This window comes from Luteimonas sp. MC1825 (assembly GCF_014764385.1).
In the GTDB taxonomy this organism is placed as follows: Bacteria; Pseudomonadota; Gammaproteobacteria; order Xanthomonadales; family Xanthomonadaceae; genus Luteimonas.
On sequence record NZ_CP061714.1, the window covers coordinates 2267284 to 2279612 of the forward strand.

Below are 12329 nucleotides of genomic sequence, written 5' to 3' on the forward strand. Positions count from 1 at the left end.
CGTGGCCGGGCCGGCGATGTCAGTCCTTCGCGAACACCAGGTGCCCACCCTCGGCATCCACGCGCACCGTGTCGCCGCCGGCGAAGCCGCCGGAGAGGATCCGCGTCGCCAGCGGGTTCTCCAGCTGCTGCTGGATCGCGCGCTTCAGCGGTCGCGCGCCGTAGACCGGATCGAAGCCCACGTTGGCCAGCAGGTCGAAGGCCTTGTCGCTCACCTCGATGCGCATGCCGCGCTCTGCCAGCCGCTTCTCCAGCCCGCGCATCTGGATGCGCGCGATCTCCTTGATCTGCACCTTGTCGAGCGCGTGGAAGACCACGATGTCGTCGAGCCGGTTGATGAACTCCGGCCGGAAGTGCGCCTGCACCACCGCCATCACGCCCGCCTTCATCTGCGTGTAGGCCTCGGCCGAATCGTCGCCTCCGAGTTCCTGGATCTGGTGCGAGCCGAGGTTGGAGGTCATCACGATCACCGCGTTGCGGAAATCCACCGTGCGCCCCTGGCCGTCGGTCAGGCGGCCGTCGTCGAGCACCTGCAGCAGGATGTTGAACACGTCCGGATGCGCCTTCTCCACCTCGTCGAGCAGGATCACGCTGTACGGCCGGCGGCGCACCGCTTCGGTCAGGTAACCGCCCTCCTCGTAGCCGACATAGCCCGGGGGCGCGCCGATCAGCCGGGCCACCGAATGCTTCTCCATGAACTCGCTCATGTCGATGCGCACCATGGCGTCGCTGGAGTCGAACAGGAATTCCGCCAGTGCCTTGCACAGCTCGGTCTTGCCGACGCCGGTGGGGCCGAGGAACAGGAACGATCCAGTCGGCCGGCCGGGATCGGACAGACCCGCGCGCGACCGGCGGATGGAATCCGACACCACCTTGATCGCTTCGTGCTGGCCGACCACGCGCGTATGCAGCTGCGATTCCATCGCCAGCAGTTTCTCGCGCTCGCCTTCCAGCATCTTGCTCACCGGGATGCCGGTCCAGCGCGCGACCACCTGGGCGATCTCTTCCGCGGTCACCTTGTCCTGCAGCAGGGTGAAGCCCTGCGTCTCCACTTCCTGCGCAGCCTTCAGCTGCTTTTCCAGCTCCGGCAACTGGCCGTACTGGATCTCGCTCATGCGCGCGTAGTCCTGCCTGCGCTGCGCCGCCTCCAGGTCCAGGCGCGCCTGCTCGATCTGCTCCTTGACCCTGGTCGCGCCCTGCAGCATTGCCTTCTCGGCCTTCCACACTTCCTCGAGGTCGTTGTACTCGCGCTCGAGCGTGCCAATCTCGGCTTCCAGGTCGGCCAGGCGCTTCTTCGACTCGGCGTCCTTCTCCTTCTTCAGCGCCTCGCGCTGGATCTTCAGCTGGATCAGCCGCCGCTCCTTGCGGTCGAGCTCCTCGGGCTTGGAGTCGATCTCCATGCGGATGCGCGATGCGGCTTCGTCCATCAGGTCGATGGCCTTGTCCGGCAGCTGGCGGTCGGCGATGTAGCGGTGCGAGAGCGTGGCTGCGGCGACGATCGCGGGGTCGGTGATCTCCACACCGTGATGCACCGCGTAACGCTCCTTGAGGCCGCGCAGGATGGCGATGGTGTCCTCGACGCTGGGTTCGCCGACGAACACCTTCTGGAAGCGGCGCTCCAGCGCGGCATCCTTCTCCACGTACTTGCGGTATTCGTCGAGCGTGGTCGCGCCGATGCAGTGCAGCTCGCCGCGCGCGAGCGCGGGCTTGAGCATGTTGCCTGCATCCATCGAGCCCTCGGCCTTGCCGGCGCCGACCATGGTGTGCAGTTCGTCGATGAACAGGATGACGTTGCCTTCCTGCTTGGCGAGGTCGTTCAGCACGGCCTTCAGCCGCTCCTCGAACTCGCCGCGGAACTTGGCGCCGGCGATCAGCGCGCCCATGTCCAGCGACAGCACGCGGCGGCCGCGCAGGCCCTCGGGTACCTCGTTGTTGATGATGCGCTGCGCCAGGCCTTCGACGATCGCGGTCTTGCCGACGCCCGGCTCGCCGATCAGCACCGGGTTGTTCTTGGTGCGCCGCTGCAGCACCTGGATGGTGCGGCGGATCTCTTCGTCGCGGCCGATCACCGGGTCGAGCTTGCCGCGCTCGGCGCGCTCGGTGAGGTCGACGGTGTACTTCTCCAGGGCCTGCCGCGCTTCCTCCGCACTGGCGTCGGAGACCGTCTCGCCACCGCGCATCGCGTCGATCGCGGCTTCCAGGCGCGCCTTGTCGGCGCCTGCGGCCTTCAGCGCGCGCCCGGTGTCGCCGCGGTCGTCGAGCGCGGCGAGCACGAACAGCTCGGAGGCGATGAAGCCGTCGCCGCGCTGCTGCGCGAGCTTGTCGGTGACGTTGAGCAGGCGCGCGAGGTCGTTGCCGATCGACACCGCGCCGTCCTGGCCGGACACGGCGGGCAGCTTGCCCAGCGCCTCGGCCAGCGCCTCACGCAGCACCGGCACGTTCACGCCGGCCTGCGCCAGCAGCGGACGGGTGCCGCCGCCCTGCTGGTCGATGAGCGCCAGCAGCAGGTGCGCGGGTTCGATCAGGTTGTGGTCGCGGCCCACGGCCAGCGACTGCGCGTCCGCCAGCGCTTGCTGGAAACGCGAGGTGAGCTTGTCTTGACGCATGGCGTCGGTCTCCATCAGGTGTGGCCGGCCCTGGCCGGCAATGTAGATGCACATGCGGTCGGCGCGCCCGGAAACAAGCGCCGATGCGCCGTCGCCAGCGTCCGTGCCCCCGCCTTACACCCCCTCCTAACGGCCGGATGGCCACACTGCCGGACATGCCTCAGCCACGTTCCTTCGGCAGGCCGCAGCCCCCGCCGCCTGCCGACAACTGGGCCCTGTTCCTCGATGTGGACGGTTGCCTGCTCGAAATCGCCGAAACGCCGGACGCCGTCCGTGTCCCGCCATCGCTCCGCCCAGGCCTTGCGGCGCTGGCCGCGCAACTGGACGGCGCCCTCGCGCTGGTCAGTGGCCGCAGCCTGGCGGCGGTCGATGCGCTCCTCGACCTGCCACAATTGCCCGCCGCCGGGCTGCACGGCCTGGAGCGTCGCCACGCGGGCGGACGTGGCCACGGGCCGCCGTCCGCACCGGCTGCACTGGCTTCCGTGACAACGGCGGCCGAAGCACTGGTAGCGCGCCATCCGGGCACCCTGGTGGAATACAAGGGCCCGGCGCTGGCGCTGCACTGGCGCGCCGCCCCCGCGTCAGGCCCGGCGCTCGCCGCATTCGCCACGGCGGTGCTGCCGCGGCTCCCCGGCTATCGCCTGCAGCACGGCAGCCAGGTCGTGGAGATCCGCCCCGCCGCCCACGGCCAGCACCGCGCCGACAAGGGCGCGTCGATCATCGACTTCATGGACGAACCGCCGTTCACCGGACGGGTGCCCGTGTTCGCCGGCGACGACCTCACCGATGAAGCGGGATTTGCCGCGGTCAATGCGCGCGGCGGCATCAGCGTGCTGGTTGGACGGCCACGCGACTCGGCCGCACATTTCGCCCTGCCCGGCCCGGCTGAGGTGCTGGCATGGCTGGGGATGGCGGCATGAACAGCAGGCAGACAAGCCTGGACCTGGGCCTGGTTGGCAACGGCGGCTCGGCCGCGCTGATCGATGCGCATGCGCGCGTGGTCTGGGGCTGCGTACCGGCGATCGATGGCGATCCCACGTTCTGCGCACTGCTGTCGCCGAAGATCGGCGGCGGCGATTTCGCGATCGAACTCGAGGACATGGTGAGCGCCGAGCAGCACTACGTGCAGAACACCGCCGTGCTGCGCACCGTGCTGCGCGACCGCCACGGCGGCGCCGTGGAGATCACCGATTTCGCCCCGCGCTGGCGCCAGCACGGGCGCTTCTACCGGCCGGTGATGCTGGTACGCAGGCTGCGTCCGCTGGCCGGCAAACCGCGCGTGCGCATCGTGCTGCGGCCGCTCGGCGACTACGGCGCCACCGTCCCCGACACCACCTGGGGCAGCAATCACGTGCGTTACCTGGTGCCGGGCTTCACGCTGCGCCTGACCAGCGACGTGCCGGTGCGCATGGTGCGCGAGTCGCTGCCGTTCGTGCTCGACGGCGAACGCAACCTGGTGCTCGGCCCCGATGAAACGCTGACCGAGCCGGTCGACGATTTCGCCCGCCAGGCCGAGGAGCGCACCATCCACTACTGGCGCGAGTGGGTGCGCTACCTGTCGATCCCGCTGGAATGGCAGGACGCGGTGATCCGCAGCGCGATCACGCTCAAGCTGTGCCAGTACGAGGAAACCGGCGCCATCGTGGCCGCGCTCACCACGTCCATCCCCGAAGCCCCGGACACGGTGCGCAACTGGGACTACCGCTACTGCTGGCTGCGCGACTCGGCGTTCGTGGTGCGTGCGCTGAACCGCCTGGGCGCCACGCGCACCATGGAGGGCTACCTCTCGTACGTGTTCAATCTCGCCACCGGCGACGACGACCTGCAGCCGCTCTACGGCGTGGGCTTCGAGTCCGAGCTCACCGAGGAGGAGGTGCCGGCGCTCGCCGGCTACCGCGGCATGGGCCCGGTGCGGCGCGGCAACCTGGCGTGGAAGCAGGTGCAGCACGACGTCTACGGCAGCGTGGTGCTGGCGTCCACGCAGCTGTTCTTCGACCAGCGCCTGGATCATCCCGGTGACGAAGACACGTTCCACCGCCTCGAGGCCCTCGGAGCGCGCGCCTGGGCGTTGTACGACCAGCCTGACGCGGGAATCTGGGAATTCCGCGGCCGCGCCGAGGTGCACACCTATTCCAGCGTGATGTGCTGGGCGGCCTGCGACCGCCTGGCGCGTATTGCCGCCCACCTCGGCCTGGCGCCGCGCGCGGAATGCTGGCGCACGCGCGCCGACGCCATGCATGCGGCCATCATCGAACGCGCCTGGGACGCCGAACTCGGTCACTTCGTCGAATCCGCGGAAAGCCGGCGCCTGGACGCCAGCCTGCTGCTGCTTGCCGAACTCGGCTTCGTCGCCGCCGACGATCCGCGCTTCGTCGCCACGGTGGATGCCATCGGCGTGCACCTGCGCCGCGGCGACGGCCTGTACCGCTACATCGCGCCGGATGATTTCGGGCACCCGGAAACCAGCTTCACGATCTGCAGCTTCTGGTACATCGAGGCGCTGGCCGCGATCGGCCGCACCGACGAGGCGCGCCGCCAGTTCGAGCAGCTGCTGGCGCGGCGCAACCCGCTGGGCCTGCTGTCGGAGGACATGGCGTTCGAGGACGGCGAGGCCTGGGGCAATTTCCCGCAGACGTATTCGCACGTGGGCGTGGTGATGGCGGCGATGTGCCTGTCGAAGCCCTGGTCCTCGGCGGTCTGACATGGGTCGTCTGGTCGTGGTCTCCAACCGCGTCTCGCTCCCCGGCGAAACCCGGGCCGGCGGGCTGGCGGTGGCGCTGCGTGCGGCGCTCGCCGAACGTGGCGGGCTGTGGTTCGGCTGGAGCGGGCGCACGGTGGCCGGAGCGTCCGGCGAGATGCACGAAGAGCGCGAAGGCGACACCCGCTACCTGTTGATGGACCTGTCGAAGCGAGATTTCGACGACTACTACAACGGCTTCGCCAACCGCACGCTGTGGCCGCTGCTGCACTTCCGCATGGACCTGGTGGATTACACGCGCCAGACCTACGCCGGCTACCGCCGCGTCAACGAGCTGTTCGCCGACCGGCTGGTGCCGGAACTGCGCGAAGACGACCTGATCTGGATCCACGACTACCACCTGATCCCGCTGGCCCAGCGCCTGCGCGAGCGCGGCGTGGGCAACCGCATCGGCTTCTTCCTGCATGTGCCGATGCCGTCGTCGGACCTGCTGGCGGCGCTGCCCGAGCATCGCGAAGTGTTCGCCGCGCTGTCGTCGTACGACCTGGTCGGATTCCAGACCGGACGCGACCTCGAACGCTTCCAGGACTACGTGCGCCTGTACGGCGGCGGCGGCGTGATGGGCAGCGGCGTACTGGCTTCGCCCGACGGCCGCCAGTTCCACGGCGGCGCGTTCCCGATCGGCATCGACGTGGCCACCATCGCCAGCCAGGCCGCGCGCGCCATGAAGCGCCTGCCGGTGAAGCGCCTGCGCGAAAGCCTCAGCGGGCGCCGGCTGGCGATCGGCGTCGACCGCCTGGACTATTCAAAGGGGCTTCCGGAGCGCTTCCGCGCGTTCGAGCGCCACTTGGAACGGCACCCCGAACAGAGCGGCCAGCTCACCTTCCTGCAGATCGCGCCGCCCTCGCGCAGCGACGTGCCCGAGTACCGGCAGCTGCGCCGCGAACTTGAAACACTGGCCGGCCACATCAACAGCGGCCACGCCACGCCCGACTGGACGCCGGTGCGCTACGTCAACCGCAACTTCGCGCACGAAGTGCTGACCGGCTTCTACCGCACCGCCGACGTCGGCGTGGTCACGCCGATGCGCGACGGCATGAACCTGGTGGCCAAGGAGTACGTGGCGGCCCAGGACCCCGAGGACCCCGGCGTGCTGGTGCTGTCGCGTTTCGCCGGTGCCGCGCGCGAGCTCGAGACCGCGCTGCAGGTCAATCCCTACGACCTGGACGGCGTGGCCGACGCGCTCGCGCAGGCGGTCGCCATGCCGCTGCCGGAACGCCGCGAACGCTGGCGCGCGATGATGGACACCATCGAGGGCTACGACATCCACGCCTGGCGGCGCGATTTCCTGGCCAGGCTCGCCGCGCGCTGAGCGGACGCTATGCCAGCGCCGACTGCTGGATCAGCTCGATCCAGTAGCCGTCCGGATCCTTGACGAAGGCGAGGTGCTTCATGCGCCCGTCCTCCAGCCGCTTCTGGAACGGCACGCCCAGCGCCTCCAGGCGCGCGCAGGTGGCGCGCAGGTCGGGCACGCTCAGGCAGATGTGGCCGAAGCCGCGCGGCTCGCTGTTGCCGTCGTGGTACACGGGCCCGTCCTGGTCCTCGGTGCCGTGGTTGTGGGTCAGCTCCAGCACGCCCTGCAGGCCGGCGATCCAGTGCTGGCGTGCCTGGGCGTCCTCGGGCATCGCCGACAGGTCATCGACCAGCGCCAGGAAGTACAGCGAGAACGCGGCCTCCGGGAACTCGTTGCTGCGCAGCAGGCTGAAGCCGAGCACGCGCGTGTAGAAATCCAGCGAGGCGCGTGCATCCTTGATGCGCAGCATGGTGTGGTTGAAGACGAAGCCGGCGGTCGCGGCGTCGCGCGCGGCGGCGACGCCAGGCGCGGTAGGGGTGTCGGTCATGGTCGGCATCCTGTGGGGGAAGTGCCGGCCATTATCGCGCGTCGGCGGCCCTGCCCCCGGCGCGGCGCGGAGCGCGGCCGGGCTTCAGCGTTCCAGCCACGCCAGCGTGGCCATGCGCCCGGTGCGCGCATCGCGGCGATGCGAATAGAAGCGCGCCGGATCGCTGATGGTGCACAGGTCGCCGCCGTGAATGTCGTGCGCGGCAAGCCCGGCAACCTGAAGCCGGCGGCGCGCGAGCGCGTAAAGATCGACGCGCCAGTGCCCGGGGCGGGTGGCCGCGAATGCCGCGGCGGCACCCGCATCGATCGACACGAAGGCATCGCGGACTTCGGCACCGACTTCATACGCCTGCGGTCCCGCCGCGGGGCCCAGCCAGGCGACGAGATCGCCCGGCGCCGCCTGCATCGCCGCGACCGTGCGCTCCAGCACGCCGGCCGCCAGTCCGCGCCAGCCGGCATGCGCGGCGCCAATCTCTCCACCAGTGCGCGCCGCCAGCACCACCGGCAGGCAGTCGGCGGTGAGGATGGCAAGCACGGTGCCCGCGCTTGCGGTCACCGCGGCGTCCGCTTCCGGCTCCGCGGCCATGCGCGCGCGCTCCGCGGTCGCGTCGCCGGGTGGCAGGGCCGCGTCCACGCGCAGCACGCCCGTGCCGTGCACCTGGCGCAACCAGCGCGGCGCCGAGGGCAGGTCCGCGAGCGCCGCGAGTCCGGCGCGATTGGTCGCCACGATGGCGGGATCGTCGCCGGTGTCAGCGCGCGCGTTGCCGAGGTTGAAGCTGTCGAACGGCGCGCTCGACGCGCCCGCGCCGTGGCGCAAGGTCACCAGCGCACGCACGCCGGGTGGCGCGGGCCAGTTGGCGTCCAGCCATGGCGCCCTGCTCATCGCCGCGACTGAGGCTGTGCCTGCGCGTAGGCGCGGCTGTCGTCGCGCAGCGCGCGCAGCAGGGCCTGCATGTCCGCGGGCAGCGGCGCTTCGCAGCGGATGGATTCGCCGGTCGTCGGATGCACGAACTCCAGCACCTGCGCATGCAATGCCTGGCGGCGGAATCCGCGCAGCACCGTGACCAGTTCGTCGGACGCACCGCGCGGCAGCTTCAGCGGACCGCCGTACATCGGGTCGCCGAGGATCGGGTGCTTCATGTGCGTCATGTGCACGCGGATCTGGTGGGTGCGCCCTGTTTCCAGGCGGCAATCGAGCGCGGTGTGCGCGCGGAAGCGCTCCTGCAGGCGGTAATGCGTGGTCGCCTCGCGGCCGTCCTCGCGCACCGCCATGCGGATGCGGTCGCGCGGGTGGCGGTCGATCGCCGCGTTGACCGTGCCGCCCGACACCAGCGCGCCGACCACCACGGCCAGGTACTGGCGGTGCACTTCGCGCGCCGACAGCTGCGCCACCAGGGCGGTCTGCGCCTGCACGGTGCGTGCGATCACCATGACGCCGGACGTGTCCTTGTCGAGGCGGTGCACGATGCCGGCGCGCGGCACCAGCGCCAGCGCCGGGTCGCGGAACAGCAGCGCGTTGACCAGGGTGCCGTCGGGATTGCCGGCGCCGGGGTGGACGACGAGGCCCGCGGGCTTGTCGACCACCAGCACGTCGGCGTCCTCGTACAGCACCGACAGCGGGATGTCCTCCGGCTCGGCGGTCACCTGGGTGTCGAGCGTGGCGGCCAGCACCACCTCCTCGCCGCCGCGCACCGGGTCGCGCGGGCGCACCACGGCACCATCCAGCAGCGCGTCGCCGGACTTGATCCAGGTGGTCAGCTTGGAGCGCGAGAATTCGGGGAACAGCTCGGCCAGCACCGCGTCGAAGCGGCGCCCGGACAGCGCGTCGGGGACGCGCGCGGTGAGCGGGGCTTCGGCGGCGCCGTCGGCGGCGCCTGCATCGGGTTCGTGGTCGGACATGGGGGCGGGGCTCGGGTTCAGGCGCGCCCGGCGGCAGGCCGGGACTGGCTGCTATTATCCCCGGTTCACGCCTCCGCTGCCCCAGATGCCCATGACCGCTCGCCCGACCCTGTTCCGCCGTGCCCTGCTGCTCGTGCTGCTGGCGGTGCTCGCCACCTCCGGATGTGCCCGGATGAAGGGCATGTTCAAGGACGAGGATGCCAACGAAGGCATCCCGGCCGAGACCCTCTACGACAAGGGCCACCTGCAGCTGCGCCGCGGCAACTGGAGCGGAGCGACCACCACCTACAGGCGGCTGGTGGCGCAATACCCCTACGGCGCGCACACCGAGCAGGCGCTGATGGAAACCGCCTACGCGCAGTACAAGATGGGCAACAACGAGGAAGCCATCTCGTCCATCGACCGCTTCATCCGCACCTACCCCACGCACCGCAACGTGGCGTACATGTATTACCTGCGCGGCCTGGTGAACTCCAACCGCGACACCGTCTTCCTGCAGCGCGTCTGGTCGCTCGATGCCAGCCGTCGCGACCTGGCCACGCCGACCCAGGGCTTCAACGACTTCTCCATCGTCGCCGACCGCTATCCCAACAGCCGCTACGCCGCCGACGCGCGCCAGCGCATGGTGGCGCTGCGCAACCTGTTCGCCCGCCACGAGATCGAGACGGCGCTGTACTACATGCGCCGCCAAGCCTGGGTGGGCGCCAGCGAGCGCGCCACCTACCTGCTGGAAACCTACCCGCAGAGCGAATACCAGAACGACGCCGTCGCCGTGCTGGCGGCCGCCTACACCAAGCTGGGCAACACCACCCTGGCCGCCGACGCGCGGCGCGTGCTGGAACTCAACGAGCCGGCGCATCCCTACCTGACCGGCAAGTGGCCCACGTATCCGTGGACCATCCGCAAGCTCAACCCGTTTGCTTCGGAAAAATCCGCGCTGGAGTGACGGCGCTCCCGGGGTGGCCGTGAGGATTCGGCTAGTGGGTGTACTTGTTGCTGATCGGGTAGCGGCGCTCGCGGCCGAAGGCGCGGCGCGAGATCTTCGGCCCTGGCGCCGACTGCTGGCGCTTCCACTCGCTGGTGCGCACCAGCTTCACCACGCGGTCCACGACCGCCATGTCGAAGCCGGCGGCGGTGATCTCCTCGCGTGACTGTTCCAGGTCGACGAAGCGGCGCAGGATCGCATCCAGCACGTCGTAGGGCGGCAGCGAGTCCTGGTCGAGCTGGTTGTCGCGCAGCTCCGCCGACGGCGCCCGCGCGATCACCGCGGGCGGGATGACCGGCGCGCCGCCCACCGTGTTGCGCCACTTCGACAGGCCGTAGACCTCGGTCTTGTAGAGATCCTTGATGGGCGCGTAGGCGCCGCACATGTCGCCGTAGATGGTGGCGTAGCCGACCGCGTACTCGCTCTTGTTGCCGGTGGTCAGCACCAGCCCGCCGAGCTTGTTGGACAGCGCCATCAGGATCGCGCCGCGCGCGCGTGACTGCAGGTTCTCCTCGGCGGTATCGACCTCGTGGCCGTCGAAGGCCTCGCGCAGTGCCGACAGGTAGCCCTCGAAGGGCGCCTCGATCGGCACCGTCATCAGCTCCACGCCCAGCGCCCGGCACTGCTCCTCGGCCAGGTCGTTGCTGAGGTTGGCGGTGTAGCGCGACGGCATGCGCACCGCGGTCACGTTGGCCGCACCCAGCGCATCCACCGCCATCGCCAGCACGATCGACGAGTCGATCCCGCCGGACAGGCCCAGCCACGCGCGCGTGAACCCGTTCTTGCCAAAGTAGTCGCGGATGCCGCGCACCACCGCGCGCCAGGCCAGCGCATCCATGCTCTCGTCGCCGTCGTCCATCCACAGCATGGGCGTGAACGCGCGGCGCGCGGCGTCGTAATCGACCACCAGCCACTGGTCGGTGAACGCCGCCGCGGCCGGGTGCACCGTGCCGTCGCCGTCGGCCACCACCGAAGCGCCGTCGAACACCAGCGCGTCCTGCCCGCCCACCAGGTTGAGGTAGGCGATGGCCGCGCCGTTGGCGCGCGTGAGCGCGGCCAGCATGGCGTCGCGCTGCGCGTGCTTGCCGCGCTCGAACGGCGAGGCATTGGGCACCAGCACCAGCTCGGCGCCCTGCGCCACGGTGTCGGCGATCGGCTCCAGGTACCACAGGTCCTCGCAGACCAGCACGCCCACCGGCACGCCCTTGACCTCGAACACGCAGGAGCCGCCGTCGGGATCGACGTGGAAGTAGCGGCGCTCGTCGAACACGTTGTAGTTGGGCAGCTCGCGCTTGCGGTACGTGCGCTCGACGCGGCCGTCGCGCAGCACACTGGCCGCGTTGTAGAGGATGCTGCCGGCGGACTCCGGCCAGCCGACGACCGCCACGATGCCGGTCGCCGCCGCGGCCACCTGCTGCAGCGCGCGCGCGCAGTCGGCCAGGAACGACGGCCGCAGCAGCAGGTCCTCCGGCGGATAGCCGCTGATGGCGAGTTCCGGGAACACCACGATGTCGGCGGCGTATTCGTCGCGCGCCTCGGCGATCATCGCGGCGATGCGCGTGGCGTTGCCTTCGACGTCGCCGACGGGGAAGTCGAACTGGGCGAGTGCAATGCGGAGCGTTGGGGTCATGTCAGATTCCATGCGTCAGGAAGTCCAGTGCACCGATGATGATCAGACGATCGGCGGACAGGTCAGCCAGCCGCCTGCCGAGCATCTGCATCGGCACGTTCGTGATCTGTGCGGTGTCCATCACGAGCGGCCTGCCGGCGACGGTCAGGGTTGGCATCAGGCTGGCGACCGACGGCCGCCCGCGCTCGGGCGCGATCAAAGGCACGACCACGCGTGATTCGGCAGTATCGATCAAATCGCTCTGGACGTTCAGCCAGCAGGGTATGGAACGCCGCGACGCGACGTCGGCATTCAAATAGACGCAGAACTGGCTCATGCCTTGAGCGATGCCTTGAATGCCCGGACATGATCTCCGGCAAGGCCATCGCGCGCGACGCGCTCGTTGTATGCGGCGATCGCCTCCCGGTTTTCCTCCAGCCACTTCTCGCGCTTGCGTGCCCCGACCTCGACCTCCAGCGCGCGCTCTAGCGTTGCGGACAGATTGATGTCCAGGGCCTTGGCGTCTGCCAGGAGCCCCTGGTTGATGCTGACGTTGGTGGCACGCTTGCCGAAGCCGGCATAGCCTTCGCGAATGCGCATGATGGCTCTCCATGAGTGTGCGCATTGATGATG

General features: G+C 69.9%; 11 protein-coding genes. 4 read left to right on the forward strand and 7 right to left on the reverse strand.

Annotation, left to right across the window (positions count from 1 at the left end):
* Positions 1 to 19: 19 nt before the first annotated feature.
* Entirely contained in the window at positions 20 to 2605 is a 2586-nt protein-coding gene (gene clpB / locus IDM46_RS10610; RefSeq protein ID WP_182825307.1) for an ATP-dependent chaperone ClpB, read from the reverse strand.
* Positions 2606 to 2760: 155 nt separating this feature from the next.
* Here clpB and otsB point away from each other — a divergent pair, with 155 nt between their 5' ends.
* From otsB to otsA, 3 genes are read left to right on the forward strand one after another with little or no spacing between them, the layout of a single operon-like run.
* Positions 2761 to 3525 (forward strand): trehalose-phosphatase, encoded by a 765-nt coding sequence (gene otsB, locus IDM46_RS10615; protein ID WP_185115671.1) that lies wholly within the window; start codon positions 2761 to 2763, stop codon positions 3523 to 3525.
* A complete protein-coding gene (locus tag IDM46_RS10620; RefSeq protein ID WP_185115672.1) occupies positions 3522 to 5306 on the forward strand; it encodes a glycoside hydrolase family 15 protein in 1785 nt (594 codons plus the stop codon). The genes otsB and IDM46_RS10620 overlap by 4 nt, the downstream gene beginning before the upstream one ends.
* A 1-nt stretch (position 5307) precedes the next feature.
* Complete coding sequence (gene otsA, locus IDM46_RS10625; protein ID WP_185115673.1) at positions 5308 to 6675, forward strand: alpha,alpha-trehalose-phosphate synthase (UDP-forming); 1368 nt, start codon at positions 5308 to 5310, stop codon at positions 6673 to 6675.
* Between the two features lie 7 nt (positions 6676 to 6682).
* Here otsA and gloA read toward each other — a convergent pair whose 3' ends face one another.
* The 3 genes from gloA to rluD form a co-directional block, all read right to left on the reverse strand.
* The gene (gene gloA, locus IDM46_RS10630; RefSeq protein ID WP_182824969.1) at positions 6683 to 7213 is read right to left on the reverse strand and encodes a lactoylglutathione lyase; all 531 of its coding nucleotides are present in this window, start codon (positions 7211 to 7213) and stop codon (positions 6683 to 6685) included.
* A gap of 75 nt (positions 7214 to 7288) precedes the next feature.
* Positions 7289 to 8086 carry a peptidoglycan editing factor PgeF gene (pgeF, locus tag IDM46_RS10635; protein WP_185115674.1) on the reverse strand — a complete coding sequence of 266 codons (798 nt, stop codon included), beginning with the start codon at positions 8084 to 8086 and terminating at the stop codon, positions 7289 to 7291.
* On the reverse strand, positions 8083 to 9102 hold the full coding sequence (gene rluD, locus IDM46_RS10640) for a 23S rRNA pseudouridine(1911/1915/1917) synthase RluD (protein WP_185115675.1): 1020 nt from the start codon (positions 9100 to 9102) through the stop codon (positions 8083 to 8085). Before rluD ends, pgeF begins: the two co-directional genes overlap by 4 nt.
* 91 nt (positions 9103 to 9193) lie before the next feature.
* Here rluD and IDM46_RS10645 point away from each other — a divergent pair, with 91 nt between their 5' ends.
* Complete coding sequence (locus IDM46_RS10645) at positions 9194 to 10048, forward strand: outer membrane protein assembly factor BamD (RefSeq protein WP_185115676.1); 855 nt, start codon at positions 9194 to 9196, stop codon at positions 10046 to 10048.
* Positions 10049 to 10079: 31 nt separating this feature from the next.
* Here IDM46_RS10645 and IDM46_RS10650 read toward each other — a convergent pair whose 3' ends face one another.
* The 3 genes from IDM46_RS10650 to IDM46_RS10660 are packed head-to-tail and all read right to left on the reverse strand — an operon-like array spanning position 10080 to position 12296.
* The gene (locus tag IDM46_RS10650) at positions 10080 to 11717 is read right to left on the reverse strand and encodes an NAD+ synthase (RefSeq protein WP_185115677.1); all 1638 of its coding nucleotides are present in this window, start codon (positions 11715 to 11717) and stop codon (positions 10080 to 10082) included.
* A 1-nt stretch (position 11718) separates the two neighbouring features.
* Entirely contained in the window at positions 11719 to 12033 is a 315-nt protein-coding gene (locus IDM46_RS10655) for a CcdB family protein (protein WP_185115678.1), read from the reverse strand.
* Positions 12030 to 12296, reverse strand: a complete 267-nt coding sequence (locus IDM46_RS10660) for a type II toxin-antitoxin system CcdA family antitoxin (protein WP_185115679.1) — start codon at positions 12294 to 12296, stop codon at positions 12030 to 12032. The genes IDM46_RS10655 and IDM46_RS10660 overlap by 4 nt, the downstream gene beginning before the upstream one ends.
* Positions 12297 to 12329: the final 33 nt, after the last annotated feature.

What these genes read in the sequence shown, in the direction of transcription:
- clpB (WP_182825307.1), bottom strand. Translation starts at nt 2,605, where the DNA reads ATGCGTCAAGACAAGCTCACCTCGCGTTTCCAGCAAGCGCTGGCGGAC.
- otsB (WP_185115671.1), top strand. Translation starts at nt 2,761, where the DNA reads ATGCCTCAGCCACGTTCCTTCGGCAGGCCGCAGCCCCCGCCGCCTGCC.
- IDM46_RS10620 (WP_185115672.1), top strand. Translation starts at nt 3,522, where the DNA reads ATGAACAGCAGGCAGACAAGCCTGGACCTGGGCCTGGTTGGCAACGGC.
- otsA (WP_185115673.1), top strand. Translation starts at nt 5,308, where the DNA reads ATGGGTCGTCTGGTCGTGGTCTCCAACCGCGTCTCGCTCCCCGGCGAA.
- gloA (WP_182824969.1), bottom strand. Translation starts at nt 7,213, where the DNA reads ATGCCGACCATGACCGACACCCCTACCGCGCCTGGCGTCGCCGCCGCG.
- pgeF (WP_185115674.1), bottom strand. Translation starts at nt 8,086, where the DNA reads ATGAGCAGGGCGCCATGGCTGGACGCCAACTGGCCCGCGCCACCCGGC.
- rluD (WP_185115675.1), bottom strand. Translation starts at nt 9,102, where the DNA reads ATGTCCGACCACGAACCCGATGCAGGCGCCGCCGACGGCGCCGCCGAA.
- IDM46_RS10645 (WP_185115676.1), top strand. Translation starts at nt 9,194, where the DNA reads ATGACCGCTCGCCCGACCCTGTTCCGCCGTGCCCTGCTGCTCGTGCTG.
- IDM46_RS10650 (WP_185115677.1), bottom strand. Translation starts at nt 11,717, where the DNA reads ATGACCCCAACGCTCCGCATTGCACTCGCCCAGTTCGACTTCCCCGTC.
- IDM46_RS10655 (WP_185115678.1), bottom strand. Translation starts at nt 12,033, where the DNA reads ATGAGCCAGTTCTGCGTCTATTTGAATGCCGACGTCGCGTCGCGGCGT.
- IDM46_RS10660 (WP_185115679.1), bottom strand. Translation starts at nt 12,296, where the DNA reads ATGCGCATTCGCGAAGGCTATGCCGGCTTCGGCAAGCGTGCCACCAAC.